Consider the following 20,981-nt stretch of genomic DNA (forward strand, 5'->3'; position numbering starts at 1 on the left):
ACGCCCCGAATCCTAGCATGGCCGTAAGCGCGGCCGACTCGCCCGGAGGTTCGCGCGAATATCCGGCCCTCAAAGCTCCCTTTGGTCAACGCCTCGCCAGTTCGATCAGTTCGGCCCGCCATTCGGCGTCACGAGGTAGCGCCAGGAAAGAGGGATTGAGGAAGTTCTCCCGTGCTTCGTAGGTCAGTACTGCACCGGCGATATCCAGCACCTCGCCTCCAGCACCTTCCAGTACCCCCTGGGCAGCCGCCGTATCCCATTGAGAAGTCGGCGCCAACCGTGGATAACAATCGGCGGCCCCCTCAGCCAACAGGCAGAACTTCAGGGAGCTGCCGACACTGGTCAACACGAGCTCGCCAAAACGCTGCCGCAAGCCATCGAGCAAGCGTTCCTGCTCCGGGCTCGAGTGGCGACGGCTCGCAACGACGGTAAAGCCGCCCGCTGCCTGGTGCCGCACCCGCAGGGGCTGCGCCGCACCATCGGCTTCGGCGCGCCAGGCACCGAACCCAGCCCCTCCGTAATAGCAGCGGCCGTTGGCCGGAACCCCGACCACACCGAACAACACCTGCCCATGCTCGATCAACGCGACATTGACGGTGAATTCTTCGCTTCCGGCGATGAACTCTTTGGTGCCGTCCAGCGGATCGACCAACCACCAGCGCGTCCACCCGGCACGCTCGGCAAGATCCAGCGCGCAGTCTTCCTCGGACAAAACCGGAATGGCCGCATCCAGCGCGCGGAGACCATCGGCCAATAGGTGATGGGCCGCCATGTCAGCGGCGGTAACGGGCGAGGCATCGGCCTTCTCATGCACCTGCACATCGTTGCGCCAGTGCGGAAGGATCGCCTCGCCTGCGGCGCGGACCAGATCGATGACGGGTGCCAGATAGGGATGGCTCATTGATCGAATTCGCCCCGTTGGCTGAGCAGGTCACGCGCCAGGTACAGCGCTGCGAGGGCGCGTCCTTCGCTGAACTGCGGGTTCTGGATCAGGCTGGACAGTTCGCGCAAATCCACCCGATCGACACGCATCGGCTCCGGTTCGTCCCCCGGCAGCTGCTCGGGATAGAGATCGCGCGCCAACACTACCTGAATCTTCTGGCTCATGTAGCCCGGTGACAGCGAAAGCTCGGTGAGCAGCTCCAGGCTGCGCGCGCCGAAACCGGCCTCCTCTTTCAATTCCCGGTTGGCCGCGTCGAGCACGTCTTCGCCCGGCTCGATCAACCCCTTGGGCAACGACAGCTCATAGGTGTCAGTACCGCCGCAGTATTCCTCGACTAATAACGCCCGGCCGTCGGCTTCCAGCGCGACGATCATCACCGCGCCATAACCGGTCCCCTTACCCACCAGCCGTTCATAGGTACGCTCCACGCCATTGGAAAACCGCAGCTGCAGTTCCTCGACACGGAACAGGCGGCTGCTGGCGACGATCTCACGGGCAAGTACGGTAGGTTTCTGGCGCATGGGGATATCCTTGAAACGCGAAGGCCAATCATAACCCGGCTTTTTGTGATCGCCGCGAACGCTTTGCATCGAGCCGACCGCTGTCGCACCATTGTGCCAACCGCCGAACAAGAGCCTGCCATGATCGCTTCACTGCCCTGGTCCGATATCGACACCGTCCTGCTGGACATGGACGGCACCTTGCTGGATTTGCATTTCGACAACCATTTCTGGCTCGACTTCCTGCCGCAGCGCTACGCCGAGCTGCATGGCATCAGCCGCGCCATGGCCGAGCTGGAGCTGGCCCCACTGTTTAACGAACACGAGGGCAAACTCACCTGGTACTGCCTGGATTTCTGGACCCGCGAGCTGAACCTGCCGATCCGCGAAATGAAGCGTGAAATTGCTCACTTGATCGCGCTGCGGCCTGCTGCAGACGAGTTTCTCGCAGCCCTGCGCGACGCCGGCAAGCGCGTGGTGTTGATCACCAATGCCCATCGCGATTCGCTATCGCTGAAGCTCGAACGCATCGAGCTGGCCCCCTGGTTCGATCGTTTGATCAGTTCTCATGACTATGGCTTTCCCAAAGAGCAGGCCCAGTTCTGGCACGCTCTAAAAACCGACCTCGATTTCGATCCGGCAACCGCCCTGTTCATCGACGACAGCCTGCCCGTCCTGCGCAGCGCGCGGGCTTACGGCGTCGCCCATCTGCTGGCTATCAGCGAGCCGGACAGCCGCCGCGGCAAGAAGCAAACCGACGAATTCATAGCTGTCGACGACTACCTCGAGCTGATCCGCAGCCTGCAGGGTTTCTCGTCCTGACCGAAAGATGCTGGCGTGCTTAACTCAGGTCCATGTGTTCGCGCCTTATAGAGAGGGGCGATCGGATGGTGAAAAGGGCTATCCGGGTGACTGATGTGCACCTTGCAAATGAACGCTACTTAAGTGCAAAACTGTGGCCCACCCGGCTCGCTCAAATGGATGAACTATGGTTGTAGACGCAGGATTCTGGCCTTCCGAACGCAGCGAAATGGGCCGGCGGATCCGCCGGCACGATTGGAGCGAAACGCCGTTGGGCTCGGTCGATCACTGGCCAGCGTCGCTACGGGTGCTCCTCGACACGCTGCTCGAGGCACCGCTGCCGATGTGCGTGTTGTGGGGGGAGGCCGGCGTTCAGCTGTACAACGATGCGCACGCCGCGCTGATCGACAGCCACCACCCTGGTGCACTGGGCATGCCGGTGGCCGCGACATGGGACAAGATCTGGCCCGAACTGATCGAGGCGCGCGCGCGCGGCGAATCTGGCCAGGCATGCGTGCTGCGCAACCGTCGCCTTTGCGCCACAACTACTACGAGCAGCACCACGACCTGGTTCGACCTGGCCGTCAGCCCGATCCGCGACGGCCAAGGCATTGGTGGCCAACTGCTGTGCCTGCGCCGCAGCGAAGCGGAAGTCCGCGAGATCACCGATGCCCTGCCCGTGCTCATCAGCTACGTCGATCGCGACAAACGCTATCGCTACAACAACCGCCATTATGAAAGCTGGTTCGGCCAGACTCCCGAGATGCTCTATGGGAAGCACCTGACAGAGGTGGTTGGCCAGCGTGCATACGACGCACGCCGCGCAGAAATCGAGGCGGCTCTTGCCGGACAGGACGTTGTGTTCGAAGCCTCTATGCCTCACCAGGACGGCGTGCTGCGCCAGACCCTGATGCACTATCTGCCGCACCGTGGCGGTGATGGCGAGGTGCTAGGGCTCTTTGTGCTGGCGCAGGATGTCACTGAACGCTGGCGCGCCGAGCAGGCGCTGCGCGAGCTCAACGACACCCTTGAAAGCCGAATCCAGGAGCGCACCACTGCGCTAGCCGAAGTCTACGAGCGCCTGCTGACCGAAATGGCCAGCCGGGAACAGGCCCAGGAAGCGTTGCGTCAGGCACAGAAGATGGAAACCGTCGGCCAGCTCACCGGTGGCATCGCTCACGACTTCAACAACATGCTTACCGGCATCATCGGTGGACTGGACCTGATCCAGCGCTACAACCAAACCGGTCGCCACGCTGAAACCCAGCGCTTCATCGATGCCGCAGTCACCTCGGCCAACCGCGCTGCGGCGCTGACCCATCGCCTGCTGGCCTTCGCGCGACGCCAGCCGCTGAATCTCAAGCGAGTCGACCTGAACGACTTGGTCGAGTCGATGCGCGATCTGATCGTGCGCACCCTGGGCAGCCACATCCTCGTCGACACCATGCTCGAATCGGGTCTGTGGCCGGCCAGCAGTGATGAGAACCAACTGGAAAGCGCCCTGCTCAATCTGGTGATCAATGCACGCGACGCCATGCCCGACGGCGGCAGCCTCTATATCGCGACGGCCAATGTGACCCTGCAGCAGGGCGAGGTGGGCGAGCTGCCAGCCGGACGTTATGTCAGCCTCAGCGTCATCGACAGCGGCTGCGGCATGACACCCAAGGTCCTGGCAGCGGCCTTCGAGCCCTTTTTCACCACCAAACCCATCGGCCAGGGCACCGGGCTCGGACTGTCGATGATCTACGGCTTCGCGCGGCAGGCCGGTGGCCACGTGCAGCTGCGCAGCGAACCGGACAACGGCACCGAAGTCACCCTCTATCTACCGGCACACCATTCATTGCTGGCGACCGAGGTAGCGGTCCCGCCGCTTGAACAGACCACACAAACGGCGCGAGGCGAAGCCGTGCTGGTGGTCGAGGATGACCCTGCTGTACGTCTGCTGGTAATCGACGTGCTGGGCATGCTCGGCTACTGCGCACTGGAGGCGGCCGAGGCCAACGCGGCGGTCAAGCTGCTGCAGAGCGACGAGCGTATCGACTTGCTGGTATCCGATGTCGGGCTGCCAGGGATGAACGGCCGACAGTTGGCAGATATCGCCCGCGAGCACCGCCCCGGATTACCTGTGCTGTTCATGACCGGCTACGCCGAGCAGGCGATCAGCAGCGGTTTTCTCGATGCCGGCATGGACATGATCAGCAAACCCTTCACCATCGATCAATTGGCAGCACGAGTACGCAAGATACTTGTTGACATGCCCTAGAGGGCGCGTGCGGTCAGGTCCATATGCGCAACATTAACGGGAAAGCGCCCGGCGGTTTTACAGAGCGACGACCTGAGCATAGACGCTCGCTGAAGCTACCCTGACCTGCTCGGCCACGCAGCGGGATTTGCCGCAGCTACTTGCAAGCAGCGCCCGGCCAGGCTCTGTTACAGAGGGCTGTAGACCCGCGGCGCGTTGTGGTGCGGCAGGTGAATCAGATTGAGCCGGTGCTGACGCGCCCAGCGCACGCAAAGGTCGGTCGGTGCCGAGAGGCTGACCAGGGTCGATAAACCCGCACGCACTGCCTTGTGAATCAACTCCAGACTGCAACGGCTGGTAACTACCGCGAACCCCTGCCGGCTATCACGACCTTCCCGACGCAGCGCACCGATCAGCTTGTCCAAGGCGTTGTGGCGACCGATGTCCTCTCGGCACAGCACGATCTCTCCCTGCTCGTCGACAAATAGCGCGGCATGCAGTGCACCGCTCTGGCGCGCCAGGCGCTGCGCGTCGTTGATGCGATCGCGCAGCTCGTGCAGATGCGCGGCCGGAGGCAGCGGGCTGGGCGCCAGCGCAGTCAGTTTCGGCAGCGCCTGTTCGATGGCTTCAACACCGCAGAGCCCGCAGCCGCTGGTCCCGGCCAGATTGCGCCGCTGCTCCTTGAGCGCCCAGAATGCCCTATTGCCGATCTGCACGTCGGCGCTGAATGCATCACCGCGACGATTGAGCTGGATGTCATATATGTCTTCGATACCGCCAACCACTTCACCGCTCAGACTGAAGCCAACCACGAAGTCTTCCAGCGCACTGGGCGAGACCATCATCACCGCATGGCTGATGCCGTTATAGGCGATGGCCAGCGCGCACTCTTCCGCCAATACCGCGCGGCCCGAACCTGCCGCGTCATCCAGCTCGGCATAGGTATAAGCGTCCGGCGCGGAGCTAATGACGGGCATGGTGGTACTAAGGGGCGCAGGACGAGGCATGAGGGTATTCCTTGCAGTCGAGCTGTAAGGATATTCGACTCAGGCGTGTACCTGCGGTTCGATCTGCTCACGTAGCCCGCTCAGAGCACTCAGGACGAACGGATTCAACCCTTCGCCGGCCGTAGCATCCAGGTGCGCAAAAAGCGCCGTACGCATCTGCGGGTCCCACTGACGCTTGAGATGCAAAGCAAAGTCCGTGCGCGCCTGCTCGGCGTCGGGCTGGGATGCGAAAAAGGCGCCAATCTGGTTGGCCATCCTGATCAGTTGCGTGGCATTCATGCCCATGGACGTGCTCCGCTATTGGACCTGAAATCCGCACCGGCTGGCTGCCCAGCGCGGGACAGGGGCGCATGGCGCACCCCGCCGACGGCTGTCGCTTCGAAGTGGCTCACAACTGCACCACGGGCAGCAGGTTCACCTGCTCGCGGGTGAAGGCGTCGAACTCCTGCTGCCACTTCGAGGGCACCTCCACCTTACGCACCTGCACCGCGGTGACCTTGTACTCGGGGCAATTGGTCGCCCAGTCAGAGTTGTCGGTCGTGATCACGTTGGCACCGGACTCCGGGTGGTGGAAGGTGGTGTACACCACGCCTGGCTGCATGCGCAGGGTGACCTTGGCGCGCATCACCGTCTCGCCCGCACGGCTGTTGATACCGACCCAATCACCGTCGTTGATGCCCCGGTCCTCGGCATCCACCGGGTGCAGCTCGAGGATGTCCTCGGCGTGCCAGGCTTTGTTAGCGGTACGTCGCGTCTGCGCCCCGACGTTGTACTGCGAAAGAATACGCCCGGTGGTCAGTACCAGCGGCCGCTTACGCGAGGTGCGCTCGTCGGTGGCGATGAACTCGGTGATCACGAAGCGGCCCTTGCCGCGCACGAATGCGTCCTCATGCATGATCGGCGTGCCCTCCGGCGCCTCGTCGTTACATGGCCACTGGATACTGCCCATGCGATCGAGCTTGGCGTAGCTCACCCCGGTGAAGGTCGGCGTCAGGCTGGCGATCTCGTCCATGATCTGCGACGGATGGGTGTAGTTCATCGGGTAGCCGAGGGCGTTGGACAGCGCCACCGTCACTTCCCAGTCTTCCTTACCGGCCAGCGCTGGCATCACCTTGCGCACCGGCGAGATTCGCCGCTCGGCGTTGGTGAAGGTGCCGTTCTTCTCCAGGAAAGAAGCACCGGGCAGGAACACGTGAGCGAACTTGGCGGTTTCGTTGAGGAACAGGTCCTGCACCACCACGCACTCCATGGCCTTGAGCGCATCGGTGACGTGCTGGGTATCGGGGTCCGACTGCGCCGGGTCCTCGCCCTGGATGTACAGGCCCTTGAAGGTACCGGCATGGGCCGCCGCCAGCATGTTCGGAATGCGCAGACCTGGCTCATCGAGCAAGGTGACGCCCCAGGCCTGCTCGAACTGCGGGCGCGCGACCGGATCGGAAACGTGACGGTAGCCCGGTAGTTCATGCGGGAAGGAGCCCATGTCGCAGGAGCCCTGCACGTTGTTCTGTCCGCGCAACGGGTTCACGCCGACTCCCGGCCGGCCGATATTGCCGGTGGCCATGGCCAGGTTGGCGATTGCCATTACGGTGGACGAACCCTGGCTGTGCTCGGTGACACCGAGGCCGTAGTAGATCGCCGCGTTGCCGCCGGTGGCGTACAGACGCGCCGCGGCGCGAACCTCAGCGGCCGGCACGCCGGTCAGCTCCTGCATGGCTTCGGGACTGTTGCGCTGCTCGCCGACGAAGGCGCGCCACTGATCGAATCCCTCGGCCTCGCAGCGCTCGGCAACAAAGGCCTCGTTGACAAGGTTCTCCGTGACGATCACGTGCGCCAGGCTGTTGAGCAAGGCAACGTTGCTGCCCGGACGAAGTTGCAGATGGTGGTCGGCCTTTACGTGCGGCCCGCGTACCAGGTCGATGCCCCGCGGGTCGGCGACGATCAGCCGGGCGCCTTCGCGCAGACGGCGCTTGAGCTGTGAACCGAATACAGGGTGCCCGTCGGTGGGGTTGGCGCCAATCACCAGCACCACGTCGGCCGACAGCACCGAGTCGAAGTCCTGGGTACCGGCGGATTCGCCGAGCGTCACCTTCAGGCCGTAGCCGGTGGGCGAATGGCAGACCCTTGCACAGGTGTCGACGTTGTTGTTGCCGAATGCTGCGCGCACCAGCTTCTGAACCAGATAGGTTTCTTCGTTGGTGCAACGCGAGGACGTCAGCCCGCCCACAGAATTCTGGCCGTACTGCGCCTGGATCTCCTTGAAGCGCCGGGCAGCATAGCCAATCGCCTCGTCCCAACTCACCGGGCGCCAGGGCTCGCTGATATTGTCGCGGATCATCGGGGTCTTGATACGGTCGGCGTGAGTGGCATATCCCCAGGCAAAACGACCCTTGACGCAGGAATGGCCGTGGTTGGCGTGGCCATCCTTGTTCGGCACCATGCGCACAACATCGTTGCCCTTGACCTCGGCCTTGAACGAGCAGCCCACGCCACAGTAGGCGCAGGTGGTGGTGACGCTGCGCTCGGCCTGGCCCATCTCAATCAGCGACTTTTCGGTCAGTGTGGCGGTCGGGCAGGCGTTCACGCAGGCGCCACATGACACGCATTCGGAGTCGAGGAAGTCCTCGGCCTGGCTGGCTGCGACCCGCGAGTCGAAGCCACGGCCATCGATAGTCAGGGCGAAGGTGCCTTGCACCTCTTCGCAGGCACGCACACAGCGGTTGCAGACGATGCACTTGGCCGGGTCGTAGGTGAAATAAGGGTTGGATTCGTCCTTGGCCTCGGCCAGGTGGGTCTTCACCGGGTCGTAGCGCACCTCGCGCAGGCCGACCACTCCAGCCATGTCCTGAAGTTCGCAGTTACCGTTAGCCGAGCAGGTCAGGCAGTCCAGCGGGTGATCCGAGATGTACAGCTCCATGGTGCCGCGGCGCAGTTCAGCGAGTTTGGGGCTCTGGGTGCGCACCTTCATGCCTGGCTCGACCGGAGTGGTACAGGAAGCAGGAAAGCCGCGCCGGCCTTCGATCTCCACCGTGCACAGGCGGCACGAGCCGAATGGCTCCAGGCTGTCGCTGGCGCACAGCTTGGGTACGGAGATGCCGGCTTCCTGAGCGGCGCGCATCACCGAAGTGCCCGCGGGCACGCTGATCGCCGTGCCGTCGATTTCCACGGTTACCGGAGCGCCGGTGCGGGCAGGGGTGCCATAGTCGAGTTCACGATACAGGGCCATGTTGTGCCTCCGGATCAGCGGGCTTCGGCGGAGTCGCCGAAATCCTCGGGAAAATGATTGAGTGCACTCATCACGGGGTAGGGAGTCATCCCGCCGAGGGCGCACAGCGAGGCACCGAGCATGGTGTCGCACAGGCTTTTGAGCAGTTCAATACGGCCCGGCTGCGGCCCTTCGGAGCGGGCGACAATGATCTGGTCGAGCAGCTCCTCGCCACGGGTCGAGCCGATCCGACAGGGTGTGCATTTGCCGCAGGACTCGACCGCGCAGAACTCCATGGCGTAGCGCGCCATATCGGCCATATCCACGGTGTCGTCGAAGACCACGATGCCACCGTGACCAAGCACCGCGCCGAGCGCGGCGAAGGCCTCGTAGTCCAGCGGCGTGTCGAACTGCGACTCCGGCAGATAGGCGCCGAGGGGGCCGCCGACCTGCACGGCACGGATCGGACGGCCACTGGCCGAACCGCCGCCGTACTCATAAAGCAGCTCGCGTAGGGTGATGCCGAAGGCCTTCTCGATCAGCCCGCCGCGGGCGATGTTGCCGGTCAGCTGGATCGGCAAGGTGCCAAGCGAGCGGCCCATGCCGTAATCCTTGTAATAGGCGCCGCCCTTATCGAGGATGATGGGCACCGAGGCCAGCGAGATGACGTTGTTGATAACTGTCGGTTTGCCGAACAGCCCCTCGATTGCCGGCAACGGGGGCTTCGGACGCACGGTGCCACGCTTGCCTTCGACGCTCTCCAGCAGCGCGGTTTCCTCACCACAGATATAGGCACCCGCACCGCGGCGCAGCTCCAAATGGAATGCGTGGCCACTGCCGAGCAGGTCGTCGCCCAGGTAGCCGGCGGCGTTGGCGCTGGCGATGGCCGCCTTGAGAACGGCCTCGGCATGCGGGTATTCAGAGCGCAGGTAGATGTAGCCCATGGTCGCGCCGACGGCCAGGCCGGCGATCGTCATGCCCTCGATGAGCACGAAGGGGTCGTCTTCCATCACCATGCGGTCGGAGAAGGTCCCCGAGTCGCCTTCGTCCGCGTTGCAGACGATGTACTTCTGGGTGGCCTCGCAGCCAAGCACGGTTCGCCATTTGATGCCGGTGGGGAACGCGGCGCCGCCGCGGCCGCGCAGGCCGGACTCGGTGACCTCGGCGACGATTGCCTCGGGCGTCATGCCCAGGGCGCGCCTGAGGCCGCGATACCCGTCGTGAGCGATGTAGTCGTCCAGGGACAGCGGGTCGGTGATGCCGGCACGGGCGAAGGTCAGGCGCTCCTGGCGCTTGAGGTACTCGATTTCCTCGGTCAGGCCATGGCCCAGCGGATGCGCCTTACCTTCGAGAAAGCCGGCGTCGAACAGGCCTGCAACGTCCTTGGGCTTGACCGGCCCGTAGGCGACGCGTCCGGCATTGGTCGCCACCTCGACCAACGGCTCGAGCCAGAACAGCCCGCGAGATCCGTTGCGCACCAGATTCAGTTCGATTCCGCGTGCAGCAGCCTCGGTCACGAGCGCCTTGGCCACCTTATCGGCGCCAAGGCTCAGGGCAGTAACGTCGCGCGGCACATAGACGGTGATGGACGGATTCATGCGAGGGTCTCCTGTTCGGCCAGCAGCGCCATCAACTCTTCGGCATCGACCCGGCCGTGCAGCTCGCCATTGAGCATCGCGTTGGGCGCGCAAGCGCAATTACCCAGGCAATACACCGCTTCGAAGCTCAGGCTGCCATCCTCGAGGGTCTCGCCAAGCGACAAGCCCAGCCTTTGTTCCAGCTCGGCGGTGAGTGCCTTCACGCCCATCGACTGGCACGCCTCCGCCTGGCACAGCTTGAGCACATGCCGACCGGGTGGGCTGGCGCGAAAATCGTGATAAAAACTGACCACCCCATGCACCTCGGCGCGCGACAGGCAAAGCTCCTCGGCGATCATCGGCAACAGGTCCGGCGGCACCGCGCCAAGGCGATCCTGAATATCGTGAAGAATGGGCAGCAAGGCGCCAGGCTGGCCGCGGCGGGCGGCGAGTACCTCACGGGCAACGGCCTGACACTGATCGGGAGCGAAGCGCTGGGGAAGAATGGCCATATTCGAAGCTCCAGCCGGCGGCTATAACCGGTACTGTCCGAGATAAGCGCCACAGTCACGGCTGATGGGTGCTTATCCCTGGCGGCACAAAAGCGCTCGCCAGATATGAAATGAAGTTCTTATTATCCGGTACCTATCGCCCGGGTAATGCAAGGTAGCATGACCATTTCCATGAACAAATATGAAGCATACATCATATGATTCGAATCGAGATCCAGCCGCGCTGGCGGTTTCACCAGAGCGACGGCAGCAGCCTTGACCCTCAAGGGCTCGCGCTGCTGCAGGCGGTGCACGACACCGGCAAGCTGACTGAAGCAGCCGCCCGGGTAGGCTATTCCTACCGTCATGCCTGGAATCTGCTGGGCAAATGGCAGGCATTCTTCGGCAGCCCGCTGATCGAACTAAAGCGCGGCAAGGGCGCACGCCTGGCGCCGCTGGGAGAGAAATTGCTGTGGGCCGACCAGCGCATCCGTGCGCGACTGTCGCCGCAGCTGGACAACCTGGCCGGTGAGCTGGAACTGGAACTGAACCGGGTTTTGCAGGCCAGCAAACCCGGCCTGCGCATCCACGCCAGTCACGGTTTCGCCGTGGCGGCGCTGCGCGAGTGGCTGGAACGCGACCCCAGCTGGCAGTGGGAGGTGCAGTTTCGCAGTGGCAGCGAGGCGATGATCGCCCTGCAGCGCCACGACTGCGAGGTGGCCGGCCTGCACGTGCCGACCGGGCCGCTCGGTGCATTGAGCATCAACCGCATCCAGCCCTGGCTGCGCCCCGACCAGCGGGTGATCACCTTTGTCGTGCGAACCCAAGGGCTGATGCTCGCCCCCGGCAACCCACTCGGCATCAAGGCGCTGGCAGACCTGGCGCGCGCCGAGCTGCGCTTCGTCAACCGCGAGCCGGGCTCCGGTACACGCCTGTTGCTCGAAGACCTGCTGCGCCGCGATGGTCTGGACAGCACAGCGATCAAAGGCTTTCACAGTGAGGAGTTTACCCACGCGGCCGTCGCCGCCTACGTCGCCAGCGGCATGGCTGACGTCGGCTTTGGCGTTGAGGCTGCGGCGCGTCAGTTCGGCCTTACGTTCATCCCCATGGCCCGCGAACACTACTGTCTCCTGTGCCGCGAGGACAGTCTTGAGCTTCCGGCGATGGCCGCGCTGCTGCGCGTACTACAGGACCGGGAATTCCAGGAACGCATCAGCCGTCTGCCGGGCTATGCCCTGAGCCGTCCCGGCGACGTGCTGCCTTTTACCCAGGCAGTGGAGCAATGGAGCAGCGAAAGCCTGCTCTGAGTCGTTTAGAAGTTGTGGAGAAATCGTGAGCCGCTTCCCAATTCTTGGCGGACGGAACAAGCGAAGCGGGAACCTACAGTGGCTCTTTCAGTCTATGGCGCAATTCTCGCCGTAAGGCGGTTCTGTCCTCGAGGTGTCTATGAAGTCTCTGCAGTTGCTCCTCCTCTCCCTCGGCCTGGCCAGCGGCGGTTCTGCCATGGCGAGCAACACCGAAGCCGTTGTCGGCGGCGCACTGGGTGGTGCGCTCGGCTCGGTCGTCGGTGAGCACCTCGGCGGTTCGACGGGCGCCACGATCGGTGCGGGTGTCGGTGGCGCCGCGGGCGGCATGGTCGGCGCCGACAAGCGCAGCCGTACCGAAGCGGCCATCGGCGGCGGCCTGGGCGCAGCGGGCGGCAACGTCATCGGTCAGCGTGTCGGTGGCAGTACCGGTGGCCTGATTGGCGCAGCCGTGGGTGGTGGCGCAGGTGGAGCTATCGGCAATGCCTACGGCGACGATGACGACTATCGAGACCGCCGCTACCGGGACGAGCGCCGTTATCACGGCCACCCTGGCAAGGCCAAGGGTCACTGGAAACACAAACACAAACATCACGACTAAGTAGCCGCTCCGTATCGCCGAGCGGGTCAGATCTGCTGACCGCCACAGCTCGGCCCTACGGAGATATCCCGAATGCCTGGCGGGCCGGAGTCATTCAGCCACGACCACCAGCGCTTCCAGTGCCTGACGCAAACCACTCGGAATCGGGGTCGGTCGGTTGCTGGCGCGGTCCACGAACACGTGCACGAAGCGCCCCGCCGCACAGGCCTGCGCCTCGCCTGCCTTGAAGATCGCCAGCTCGTACTGCACCGAACTGTTACCGAGCTTGCCGACACGCAACCCTACGTCCAGCAAATCCGGAAAGGCGATCGAGGCGAAGTAGTCGCAGGACGAACTGACCACAAAGCCCACCACCTCACCTTCATGAATATCCAAGCCACCACGTTCGATCAGGTAGGCGTTCACGGCGCTATCGAAATAGCTGTAATAGACGACGTTGTTCACGTGCCCGTAAATATCGTTGTCATGCCAGCGCGTGGTGATCGGCTGGAAGTGGCGGTAGTCGGCGCGCAGGTGCTGCGGTTGTTCGGCCATTCGAAAATCCTTGGTTTGGCAGAGCGCTGCGCACGCAAACGCGACGCAGCGCAGGGGTCAATATGCAGCCCGGTAGATCGCCAGCGCGTCAGCCTCGGTCACTTCGCGCGGGTTGTTGACCAGTAGCCGCTGCTGGAGCATCGCCTCCTTGGCCAGTTGCGGGAGCATGTCCTCGGGCACACCGGCATCGCGTAGACGAGTCGGCAGGCCGACGCGGGCGCTCATCTGCTCGAACTCATTGATCAGCTGTTCAGCGTAGGTGGACGGATCATCCTTGCGCAGCCGGTCGCCGAGGATGATCGGCGCCAGCTCGCCGTAATGGGTCGTCGCCGCGCTGACGTTGAAGCGCAGCACCTGCGGCAGTACCAGCGCGTTCGACAGCCCGTGCGGAATATGGAAGTTGCCACCCAGTGGATAGGCCAAGGCATGCACTGCTGCCACCGGCGCATTGGCGAACGCCTGGCCCGCCAGGCAGGCGCCAAGCAGCATGGCCTGGCGCGCCTCGCGGTTGCCGCCGTTGTGCACGGCCTCGTCGAGGTTTGCCGCCAGCAGACGCAGCGCCTCACGGGCCAGCAGGTCCGACATCGGGTTCTTTTTCAATGCACTGGTATAGGCCTCAATGGCGTGCACCATGGCGTCGATGCCGGTGGCTGCGGTGACTGCAGGCGGTAAACCGAGGGTGAGATCGGCATCGAGCAGTGCCAGATCGGGCAGCAGCAGAGTCGAGACCACGCCCATCTTGGTGGTTTCGCCAGTGGTGATGATGGCGATCTGCGTGACTTCCGAGCCGGTGCCGGCGGTGGTCGGCACCTGAATAAGCGGCAGACGCTGGCCCTTGGCATTGCCGACGCCGTAGATGTCCTGCAGTGATTGCGCACAGGCCGGATGCGCCAGAAATGCCACCAGCTTGGCGACGTCCATGGAGCTGCCGCCGCCGAAGCCGATGATGAGATCGGCTCCCACTGCCCGGGCCTGCTCCACCGCCGTCATGACGATGTGTTCAGGCGGGTCGGCGATTACCTGATCGTAGACGGCAACCGACAGGCCCTCGCTTTCGAAGCCAGGCAAGACCTCATTGAGCAAGCCGAAACGGGTAATGCCCGGATCGGTGACGACAAGTACGGAACGCGCCCCGCGCTCTTTGCAGAGGCTGGCCAAACGGCGGGAAGCGCCGGGCTCACAGATCAATTGCGCAGTTGTGGCAAAGCTGAACGGGTGCATGCTGCCTCCTGATTGTTTTGATTCGGCTTCGGTAACGGCCTATCGAAAAGCGCCCTCACCCCAGCCCTCTCCCAGAGGGAGAGGGGTATTTCCGTGTTGTTGCCCAACCGCGCGGCCTGGCCCTCACTCGGTCAACCCCCTCGCCCCTTTGGGGAGAGGGTTGGGGTGAGGGGGCTGTCGCGCTCGCCCACCCAACCTCACTCAAAACGCAAAATGCGCCTCCGGCAATGCCATCAAACACCCGGCACCGCCCTGAATCGATTCCCGATGCGCACTCGCGCGCGGCAGTACACGGCGCAGGTAGAAATCCGCACTTGCCAGCTTGGCCTGATAGAACGCCTCTTCACCGGACCCCTGCTCCAACACATCTTGCGCGCGCGCCGCGGCCTTGAGCCACAGTCCGGCCAACAACACATAAGCCGAGTAGTGCAGGAAATCCACCGACACCGCGCCGATTTCCTGCGGATCGCGGCCGGTCGCGGCGATGATCTCGGCACTCAGCTCGCGCCATTCGCCAATACGCGCCTGAACCTTGCTCGCCATCTCGTGCAGCGCCGGCCGGTCAATCTGGCGATCGCAGATTTCACTGAATTCCGCCTGCAGCGCCGAGAGTTCCGCGCCACCATCACCGAGCAGCTTGCGACGGATGTAGTCCAGCGCCTGGATACCATTGGTCCCTTCGTAGAGCTGGGTGATGCGGCTGTCACGCATCAGCTGCTCCATGCCCCACTCGCGGATGTAACCGTGTCCCCCGTAGATCTGCACGCCCAGGCTTGCGACTTCCTGGCCCATATCGGTGAAGAAGGCTTTGACGATGGGTATCAGCAGCGCCGCGCGCTTGCTCGCCGCCTTGCGGTAGCTCGGCTCGGGATGGGCGTGTTCGAGGTCCAGTTGCTGGGCGCAGTAGGCGGCCAGCATGCGACTGCCTTCGACCAGCGTTTTCTGCGTCAGCAGCATCCGCCGCACGTCCGGATGGACGATGATCGGGTCAGCCACCTTGTCAGGGTGCTGCGCGCCCGCCAGCCCGCGCGACTGCAAGCGTTCGCGGGCGTAGGCCAGCGAGCCCTGATACGCCTGTTCGGCAATGCCCAGCCCCTGCAGCCCGACCTGGAAACGCGCGTCGTTCATCATGGTGAACATGCAGGCCAGGCCCTGATTCGGCTCACCGACGATCCAGCCGGTAGCGCCATCGAAGTTCATCACGCAGGTGGCCGCGCCCTTGATGCCCATCTTGTGTTCGACGGCACCGCAACTCAGCGCGTTGCGCTCGCCCGGCGTGCCGTCGGTATTGGCGATGAACTTGGGCACCAGCAGCAGGCTGATGCCTTTCACCCCGGCCGGTGCGTCCGGCAGGCGTGCCAGCACCAGGTGAACGATGTTCTCGCTCATGTCGTGCTCACCGCCGGAGATGAAGATCTTGCTGCCGCTGATCTTGTAGCTACCGTCCGCCTGGGGTTCGGCCCGGGTGCGTAGTAGCGCCAGGTCGGTGCCAGCCTGCGGCTCGGTGAGGCACATGGTGCCGCTCCAACTGCCGCTGACCAGCTTCTCCAGATAGGCATTTTTCAGCTCGTCGCTGCCGTGCTTGTACAGCGCCAGCACCGCGCCCTCGGTGAGGCCCGAGTAGATGCGGAAGGACAGGGACGCGCCCATCAGCATCTCGTGGAAATTGCAGGCCACCAATTGCGGAAAGCCCTGACCACCATACTCGGTCGGCCCGGTCATGCTCGCCCAGCCGTTGTCGACGTACTGTTTGTAGGCCTCGACGAAACCCTGCGGCGTGCGGACCTCACCGTTTTCCAGGGTCACGCCCTCTTCGTCGCTGTTGCGATTGAGCGGCGCGATCTCGCCGCCGGTGTAGCGCGCCGCTTCTTCCAGCACGCCGTCGATCAGCTCGCGGTCCAGGCCGTTGCCAAGCAATTCGCAATGGCCGGTGGCATCGAACAGTTCGTGCAACACGAAGCGCATGTCACGCAGGGGGGCCTTGTATTCCACGCTCAAGCCTCCTTCTTGTAGTCGACGAAGCTGCCGCCGAGTGTGGCCAGGCTGTCGATCAGTTCGGCAGGCTGCCAGTGCTCGCCGTGCTGCTCGGCCAGGGCATTCAGGCGATCACGAACGGCCGGCAGGCCCTGACGATCGGCCCAGGTCATCGGCCCGCCGACTTCGGCGGGGAAGCCGTAGCCGTAGAGATAGACGGTGTCGATATCGGCGCTGGACTCGGCCATGCCTTCCTCGAGGATCTTGGCGCCTTCGTTGACCAGCGCCAGCAGGCAGCGCTCGAGGATTTCCTCACTGCCAATCTCGCGACGCTCATAGCCGAGCCGCTCGGACTCACGCTGCACCAGCGCGTCGACCTCAGGATCGTGCTCGGCCTGGCGACTGCCCTCGGCGTAACGGTAGTAGCCCATGCGGGATTTCTGCCCAAAGCGGCCCAATTCACAGAGGCGATTGTCGACCTGCACCTCAGGCTCATCCTGGCCCTTGCCGGACAGCTGACGCGCACGCCACTCTAGGTCGATGCCGACCACGTCGTACATGCGGAACGGCCCCATGGCGAAACCGAAGCCCTGCAGCGCGGCGTCCACCTGATGCGGGTAGACACCTTCGAGCAGCATCATCCGCGCCTCGCGCACATAGGTGGCGAGCATCCGATTGCCGATGAAGCCCGGGCAGTTGCCGGCGATTACGCTGACCTTGCCCATGCGCTTGCCGAGCGCGGTGGATGCTTCGAGCACCGCGTTGGAAGTCTTCGCGCCGCGGACGATCTCCAGCAGCTTCATGATGTGCGCCGGGCTGAAGAAGTGCAGGCCCACGACCTGCTCGGGGCGACCTGTGACTGCGGCGATGGCGTCGATATCCAGCGCCGAGGTGTTGCTGGCAAGGATGCCGGTCGGCTTCACGATGCCGTCCAGCTCGCGAAAGATCTTCTGCTTCAGCTCGAGGTTTTCGTAGACCGCCTCGATCACCAGATCCACATCAGCCAGCGCCTGGTAATTCGCTGCCTTGGCGATACGTCCGCGACGCGCCTGCGCCTCGGCCTCATCGATACGGCCCTGACGCACATTGTGCGCGTAGGTGTCAGCCACCGCGCCCAGCGCCTGCTCGAGCATCTCGGGATTGTTGTCCAACCACAGCACCTGCACCCCGGCGTTGGCCAGGCTCATGACGATACCGCGGCCCATGGTGCCCGCGCCGATCACGGCAGCGGTCTGGATATCGAAGCGGGTTTGGCTCATTGCAGCAGTCCTCGTCGCAAGGCAGAAAAAACTGGAGACCAACCATAGACGAAGACGCTACTATTTTTGAAATTTAGTCTTGTGATGTTTCAGATTCATCAGATGAATATCTACAACTTCGATCTCAATCTCCTCCGCGTACTAGACGCCCTGCTGCGTGAGCGCAACGTTTCCCGCGCCGCCGAGCGGCTGTCGCTCAGCCAACCGGCGGTCAGCAATGCGCTCAATCGCCTGCGTGAATTGCTCGATGATCCACTGCTGGTGCGTGCGGGCCGAGCCATGCAACCGACGCCGCGCGCGCTGAGCCTGGAAGCGCCCATTCGCGATGCCTTGCAACAGATTGAGCACACGCTCAACGCCGGTGATTTCTTCGATCCGGCTACCAGTCGACAGCGCTTCGTCATTGCCGTGACGGACTATGTAGAGCTGATCTGCATGCCTGCGCTGATGGCGCATCTGGCGAATGTGGCGCCGGGCATCCAGCTGGCGATCCAGCATCTGACGCCCTCCCTGCCCGCCGAAGCGCTGGATAACGGGGAGATCGATCTGTCAGTCGGAAGGTTCCTCGATGTCCCGACCCGCTTCCACAGCCGCCGCTGGGCCAGCGAAACCCTGCGGGTCGCGCTACGCAAAGGGCATCCCCTGGTCGACAGCGGGCTCGATCTGCCGGCTTTCCTGCGGCTGCGCCATCTATGGGTTCATGGTGGGCAGACCCGCGGCATGGTGGATCAGTGGTTGAAAGATCACGATCTTGAGCGGGAGGTCGTCTACACCACGCCCAACTACCTGCAGGCGGCGCATATCGTGGCCAGCAGCGATCTCGCCGCTGTGCTACCGACCGAGCTCGCTCGGCATTTCGCAGGGCTGCTGCCCTTGCAGCTTTTCGATCTGCCCTTCGATCTCGGCACCTTTCAGCTGGACATCGTCAGTGTCGCCCAGCGCGAGCGAGATGCAGCGTTGCAGTGGCTTATCGAACAGATCGTGGCGGTGGGCAGCAACCGCACAGGTGAGCGATAGTCCACGGCGGGAGCGCTGGAGGTAGGCACTCTTTTTCAAGCAACAAAAAACCCGCCGAAGCGGGTTTTTCCTGACCATTCCGAATCCTTCCGGGTGCCCTCCTGGCGATGGTCGATCCTCCTTGATCCTGAGCGCGTCCTGCGCTTCAGAGATGGGCATAGATTAGTGATCTCATGGCGACGGCAAAAGAGCGAATGGCTGGGATCCCTGTAAGCCTTTCGCTATAACTGAAACAAACGCATTGTTCCGCTGTCTCGCTGCGGCTGTGCCGCCGATGGCGGTAGCAAGTGCCAACGGAATACCGCCACGGCGATCGGCCCCGCTTGCCGGGGCTGATCGCCGGCTCATCACTTCTTGAGGAAATCCAGCAAATCCTGGTTCAGGCGGTCCTTGTGCGTATCTGCCAGGCCGTGGGGCGCCCCTGGATACACGATGAGTTCTGCACCCTTGACGATAGCCGCCGAGGCACGAGCAGAAGTATCAATCGGCACGATCTGATCGTCATCACCATGAATCACCAGCGTGGGCACATCGAACTTTTTCAAGTCCTCCCGGAAATCAGTGGCCGAGAACGCCGCGATCGAATCGTAGGTGTTCTTGTGGCCCGCCTGCATGCCCTGCACCCAGAAGGACTGGATCAGCCCCTGTGAGGGCGTTGCACCTGGCCGGTTATAGCCAAAGAAGGGGCCGGATGCGATATCCAGATATAGCTGCGAACGGTTGTCCAGTGAAGCCTGGCGCAGCCCGTCGAACACTTCCAGCGGGACGCCATTGGGGTTGCTCTCGGTCTTGAGCATCAGCGGCGGCACCGAGGCGACCAGCACGGCTTTCTTCACCCGATCCGTGCCGTGGCGACCAATGTAGCGCGCTACCTCACCGCCGCCGGTCGAGAAGCCGACCAGCGTGGCGTCCTTCAGGTTCAGCGCTTCGAGGACAGCCGCAAGGTCATCGGCGTAGTGATCCATGTCGTTACCTTCCCATGGCTGGCTGGAGCGGCCATGCCCACGGCGGTCATGAGCAACGACGCGATAGCCTTTCGATGCCAGGAACATCATCTGGGACTCCCAGCTATCCGAGTTCAGCGGCCAGCCGTGGCTGAACGTGACCACCTGGCCATCGCGTGGCCCCCAATCCTTGTAGTAAAGGCTGACACCATCTTTGGTCGTGACGTAGCTTTCAGAGCGCTCGCTGCCAAGGACCGCTGCGGTGGTGCCGCCAGCGACTTGGGACGCTTCAGCTGCAACAGCTGTGACCAGGGTAAGTGCGGCGAGAGCCAGTGCGCGATTCAGTGTGCTCATGGTCGTTTCCTCGATGGGTAGATGGCTTTACGGTCGGCGGTGTGTGCCGGCCGATGGAGCTATCTTGCCCATCAGAGAAAGCCGTATGGATTCATAAACTCTCTGAAATGATGCAGATCGTCTAATCGAGTCACGATCGAGCTAGGAAAGCGCGGATTGCCGTAACCGAGGATCTGAGACGCGAGATGGTTGATCACCCACGAAGATATGGTCTGTCCCAGCTACGCAGTGCTCTGCGTGTGAACATCATCACTGAAGATCAAGCGGAGCATTGCGCAGCTAAAAGCAGCGTTGTGGCCAGCACTTCAGGCGTCCGTATCGGCTGACCGTTGCACTGAAAACGGATGGTGGAATACGGGCATATCCGCTCCACAATAATCGGAGATTGATTAATTATTGAACGTATTGAGCAAGTAAATTATTGAGTTCATAAGCGCCGCTAAACGAATTAAGGACTCGAATAATCACTTCAGTTAAAACGCCAGATATCAATGCAAATAAACAAAAGCTGTACTTATATTTTTATCTGCGTATATTGGTCGTCACTGCTTCGCAATTAACACTTCGACACCCGGCTTGATGTTACTGTTTCATCTCCTCGGTTCGTTTTGCTTCTCGCTTCTCAGTCTCGGCGCCGAACGGTTCAGCGCTGCAGCCTTAAAAACACCTGGGAGATACTCATGTCTACTCGTCAAAACGGCACTGTAAAATGGTTCAACGATGAAAAAGGTTTCGGCTTCATTACGCCGACCGACGGCAGCGAAGACCTGTTCGTTCATTATCGTTCGATCGAAAGCGCAGGCTTCAAAAGCCTGAGCGAAGGCCAAGCGGTTTCTTTCATGGCCACTAAAGGTCAGAAAGGAATGCAGGCCGATCAGGTTCAAGTCTCTTAAGACGCCTGATTAGAAAAAGCCTCGCTTCGGCGGGGCTTTTTTACGTCCGAATTATTTAATTCAGGCATAGAAACTAGTCGACCCGGTATTGGTTCGATCACGCATTGTCATCTCCTG

18 protein-coding genes are annotated in these 20,981 nt (G+C 62.7%); 6 read left to right on the forward strand and 12 right to left on the reverse strand.

Annotated features, from left to right (window positions below; all coding sequences use genetic code 11):
• Positions 1-85: 85 nt before the first annotated feature.
• Together cysQ and nudE are read right to left on the reverse strand one after the other, a co-directional pair.
• Positions 86-901 carry a 3'(2'),5'-bisphosphate nucleotidase CysQ gene (gene cysQ / locus ACQKEK_RS08920; protein ID WP_499142113.1) on the reverse strand — a complete coding sequence of 272 codons (816 nt, stop codon included), beginning with the start codon at positions 899-901 and terminating at the stop codon, positions 86-88.
• Positions 898-1,464 carry an ADP compounds hydrolase NudE gene (gene nudE, locus ACQKEK_RS08925; protein WP_045431494.1) on the reverse strand — a complete coding sequence of 189 codons (567 nt, stop codon included), beginning with the start codon at positions 1,462-1,464 and terminating at the stop codon, positions 898-900. The genes cysQ and nudE overlap by 4 nt, the downstream gene beginning before the upstream one ends.
• 120 nt (positions 1,465-1,584) lie before the next feature.
• Here nudE and yrfG point away from each other — a divergent pair, with 120 nt between their 5' ends.
• Both yrfG and ACQKEK_RS08935 read left to right on the forward strand, forming a co-directional pair.
• Complete coding sequence (gene yrfG, locus ACQKEK_RS08930; RefSeq protein WP_499142114.1) at positions 1,585-2,265, forward strand: GMP/IMP nucleotidase; 681 nt, start codon at positions 1,585-1,587, stop codon at positions 2,263-2,265.
• 166 nt (positions 2,266-2,431) lie between these two features.
• On the forward strand, positions 2,432-4,507 hold the full coding sequence (locus tag ACQKEK_RS08935) for a hybrid sensor histidine kinase/response regulator (RefSeq protein WP_499142116.1): 2,076 nt from the start codon (positions 2,432-2,434) through the stop codon (positions 4,505-4,507).
• A gap of 167 nt (positions 4,508-4,674) precedes the next feature.
• On the opposite strand, the gene fdhD is transcribed toward ACQKEK_RS08935, so the two are convergent.
• From fdhD to ACQKEK_RS08960, 5 genes are all read right to left on the reverse strand, one after another.
• Positions 4,675-5,493 carry a formate dehydrogenase accessory sulfurtransferase FdhD gene (fdhD, locus tag ACQKEK_RS08940; protein WP_499142118.1) on the reverse strand — a complete coding sequence of 273 codons (819 nt, stop codon included), beginning with the start codon at positions 5,491-5,493 and terminating at the stop codon, positions 4,675-4,677.
• Positions 5,494-5,532: 39 nt separating this feature from the next.
• Entirely contained in the window at positions 5,533-5,778 is a 246-nt protein-coding gene (locus tag ACQKEK_RS08945; RefSeq protein WP_128119826.1) for a formate dehydrogenase subunit delta, read from the reverse strand.
• A gap of 103 nt (positions 5,779-5,881) precedes the next feature.
• Positions 5,882-8,716 (reverse strand): formate dehydrogenase subunit alpha, encoded by a 2,835-nt coding sequence (fdhF, locus tag ACQKEK_RS08950; RefSeq protein WP_499142119.1) that lies wholly within the window; start codon positions 8,714-8,716, stop codon positions 5,882-5,884.
• 14 nt (positions 8,717-8,730) lie between these two features.
• Positions 8,731-10,293 (reverse strand): formate dehydrogenase beta subunit, encoded by a 1,563-nt coding sequence (locus ACQKEK_RS08955; RefSeq protein WP_499142120.1) that lies wholly within the window; start codon positions 10,291-10,293, stop codon positions 8,731-8,733.
• Positions 10,290-10,784 (reverse strand): formate dehydrogenase subunit gamma, encoded by a 495-nt coding sequence (locus tag ACQKEK_RS08960; RefSeq protein WP_499142121.1) that lies wholly within the window; start codon positions 10,782-10,784, stop codon positions 10,290-10,292. The genes ACQKEK_RS08955 and ACQKEK_RS08960 overlap by 4 nt, the downstream gene beginning before the upstream one ends.
• A 197-nt stretch (positions 10,785-10,981) precedes the next feature.
• On the opposite strand from ACQKEK_RS08960, the gene ACQKEK_RS08965 reads away from it, so the two are divergent.
• Both ACQKEK_RS08965 and ACQKEK_RS08970 read left to right on the forward strand, forming a co-directional pair.
• Positions 10,982-12,070, forward strand: a complete 1,089-nt coding sequence (locus tag ACQKEK_RS08965; protein ID WP_499142122.1) for a substrate-binding domain-containing protein — start codon at positions 10,982-10,984, stop codon at positions 12,068-12,070.
• A gap of 139 nt (positions 12,071-12,209) precedes the next feature.
• Positions 12,210-12,668 carry a YMGG-like glycine zipper-containing protein gene (locus ACQKEK_RS08970; RefSeq protein WP_499142124.1) on the forward strand — a complete coding sequence of 153 codons (459 nt, stop codon included), beginning with the start codon at positions 12,210-12,212 and terminating at the stop codon, positions 12,666-12,668.
• 90 nt (positions 12,669-12,758) lie between these two features.
• Here the strand turns inward: ACQKEK_RS08970 and ACQKEK_RS08975 are convergent, their stop codons facing one another.
• From ACQKEK_RS08975 to ACQKEK_RS08990, 4 genes are all read right to left on the reverse strand, one after another.
• Positions 12,759-13,202 carry an acyl-CoA thioesterase gene (locus ACQKEK_RS08975; protein ID WP_499142125.1) on the reverse strand — a complete coding sequence of 148 codons (444 nt, stop codon included), beginning with the start codon at positions 13,200-13,202 and terminating at the stop codon, positions 12,759-12,761.
• Between the two features lie 57 nt (positions 13,203-13,259).
• Positions 13,260-14,423, reverse strand: coding sequence for an iron-containing alcohol dehydrogenase (locus ACQKEK_RS08980; protein ID WP_499142126.1), 1,164 nt, complete (start codon positions 14,421-14,423; stop codon positions 13,260-13,262).
• A gap of 201 nt (positions 14,424-14,624) precedes the next feature.
• Positions 14,625-16,415: an acyl-CoA dehydrogenase C-terminal domain-containing protein gene (locus ACQKEK_RS08985; RefSeq protein WP_499142127.1), complete on the reverse strand. Its 1,791-nt coding sequence runs from the start codon at positions 16,413-16,415 to the stop codon at positions 14,625-14,627.
• Positions 16,416-16,417: 2 nt separating this feature from the next.
• The gene (locus ACQKEK_RS08990) at positions 16,418-17,656 is read right to left on the reverse strand and encodes a 3-hydroxyacyl-CoA dehydrogenase (protein ID WP_128119835.1); all 1,239 of its coding nucleotides are present in this window, start codon (positions 17,654-17,656) and stop codon (positions 16,418-16,420) included.
• Between the two features lie 102 nt (positions 17,657-17,758).
• On the opposite strand from ACQKEK_RS08990, the gene ACQKEK_RS08995 reads away from it, so the two are divergent.
• A complete protein-coding gene (locus ACQKEK_RS08995) occupies positions 17,759-18,673 on the forward strand; it encodes a LysR family transcriptional regulator (protein WP_499142128.1) in 915 nt (304 codons plus the stop codon).
• A gap of 347 nt (positions 18,674-19,020) precedes the next feature.
• Here the strand turns inward: ACQKEK_RS08995 and ACQKEK_RS09000 are convergent, their stop codons facing one another.
• Positions 19,021-19,971, reverse strand: coding sequence for an alpha/beta fold hydrolase (locus ACQKEK_RS09000; protein ID WP_499142130.1), 951 nt, complete (start codon positions 19,969-19,971; stop codon positions 19,021-19,023).
• 680 nt (positions 19,972-20,651) lie between these two features.
• Between ACQKEK_RS09000 and ACQKEK_RS09005 the strand changes: the two genes are divergently transcribed.
• On the forward strand, positions 20,652-20,864 hold the full coding sequence (locus ACQKEK_RS09005; RefSeq protein ID WP_003281102.1) for a cold-shock protein: 213 nt from the start codon (positions 20,652-20,654) through the stop codon (positions 20,862-20,864).
• Positions 20,865-20,981: the final 117 nt, after the last annotated feature.

The sequence above is a fragment of the Pseudomonas sp. NPDC077408 genome, assembly GCF_050269105.1.
Classification (GTDB): domain Bacteria; phylum Pseudomonadota; class Gammaproteobacteria; order Pseudomonadales; family Pseudomonadaceae; genus Stutzerimonas.

Bases quoted from the DNA above. Each gene is read 5' to 3' on its own strand.
- cysQ (WP_499142113.1), bottom strand. From the start codon at position 901: ATGAGCCATCCCTATCTGGCACCCGTCATCGATCTGGTCCGCGCCGCA.
- nudE (WP_045431494.1), bottom strand. From the start codon at position 1,464: ATGCGCCAGAAACCTACCGTACTTGCCCGTGAGATCGTCGCCAGCAGC.
- yrfG (WP_499142114.1), top strand. From the start codon at position 1,585: ATGATCGCTTCACTGCCCTGGTCCGATATCGACACCGTCCTGCTGGAC.
- ACQKEK_RS08935 (WP_499142116.1), top strand. From the start codon at position 2,432: ATGGTTGTAGACGCAGGATTCTGGCCTTCCGAACGCAGCGAAATGGGC.
- fdhD (WP_499142118.1), bottom strand. From the start codon at position 5,493: ATGCCTCGTCCTGCGCCCCTTAGTACCACCATGCCCGTCATTAGCTCC.
- ACQKEK_RS08945 (WP_128119826.1), bottom strand. From the start codon at position 5,778: ATGGGCATGAATGCCACGCAACTGATCAGGATGGCCAACCAGATTGGC.
- fdhF (WP_499142119.1), bottom strand. From the start codon at position 8,716: ATGGCCCTGTATCGTGAACTCGACTATGGCACCCCTGCCCGCACCGGC.
- ACQKEK_RS08955 (WP_499142120.1), bottom strand. From the start codon at position 10,293: ATGAATCCGTCCATCACCGTCTATGTGCCGCGCGACGTTACTGCCCTG.
- ACQKEK_RS08960 (WP_499142121.1), bottom strand. From the start codon at position 10,784: ATGGCCATTCTTCCCCAGCGCTTCGCTCCCGATCAGTGTCAGGCCGTT.
- ACQKEK_RS08965 (WP_499142122.1), top strand. From the start codon at position 10,982: ATGATTCGAATCGAGATCCAGCCGCGCTGGCGGTTTCACCAGAGCGAC.
- ACQKEK_RS08970 (WP_499142124.1), top strand. From the start codon at position 12,210: ATGAAGTCTCTGCAGTTGCTCCTCCTCTCCCTCGGCCTGGCCAGCGGC.
- ACQKEK_RS08975 (WP_499142125.1), bottom strand. From the start codon at position 13,202: ATGGCCGAACAACCGCAGCACCTGCGCGCCGACTACCGCCACTTCCAG.
- ACQKEK_RS08980 (WP_499142126.1), bottom strand. From the start codon at position 14,423: ATGCACCCGTTCAGCTTTGCCACAACTGCGCAATTGATCTGTGAGCCC.
- ACQKEK_RS08990 (WP_128119835.1), bottom strand. From the start codon at position 17,656: ATGAGCCAAACCCGCTTCGATATCCAGACCGCTGCCGTGATCGGCGCG.
- ACQKEK_RS08995 (WP_499142128.1), top strand. From the start codon at position 17,759: ATGAATATCTACAACTTCGATCTCAATCTCCTCCGCGTACTAGACGCC.
- ACQKEK_RS09000 (WP_499142130.1), bottom strand. From the start codon at position 19,971: ATGAGCACACTGAATCGCGCACTGGCTCTCGCCGCACTTACCCTGGTC.
- ACQKEK_RS09005 (WP_003281102.1), top strand. From the start codon at position 20,652: ATGTCTACTCGTCAAAACGGCACTGTAAAATGGTTCAACGATGAAAAA.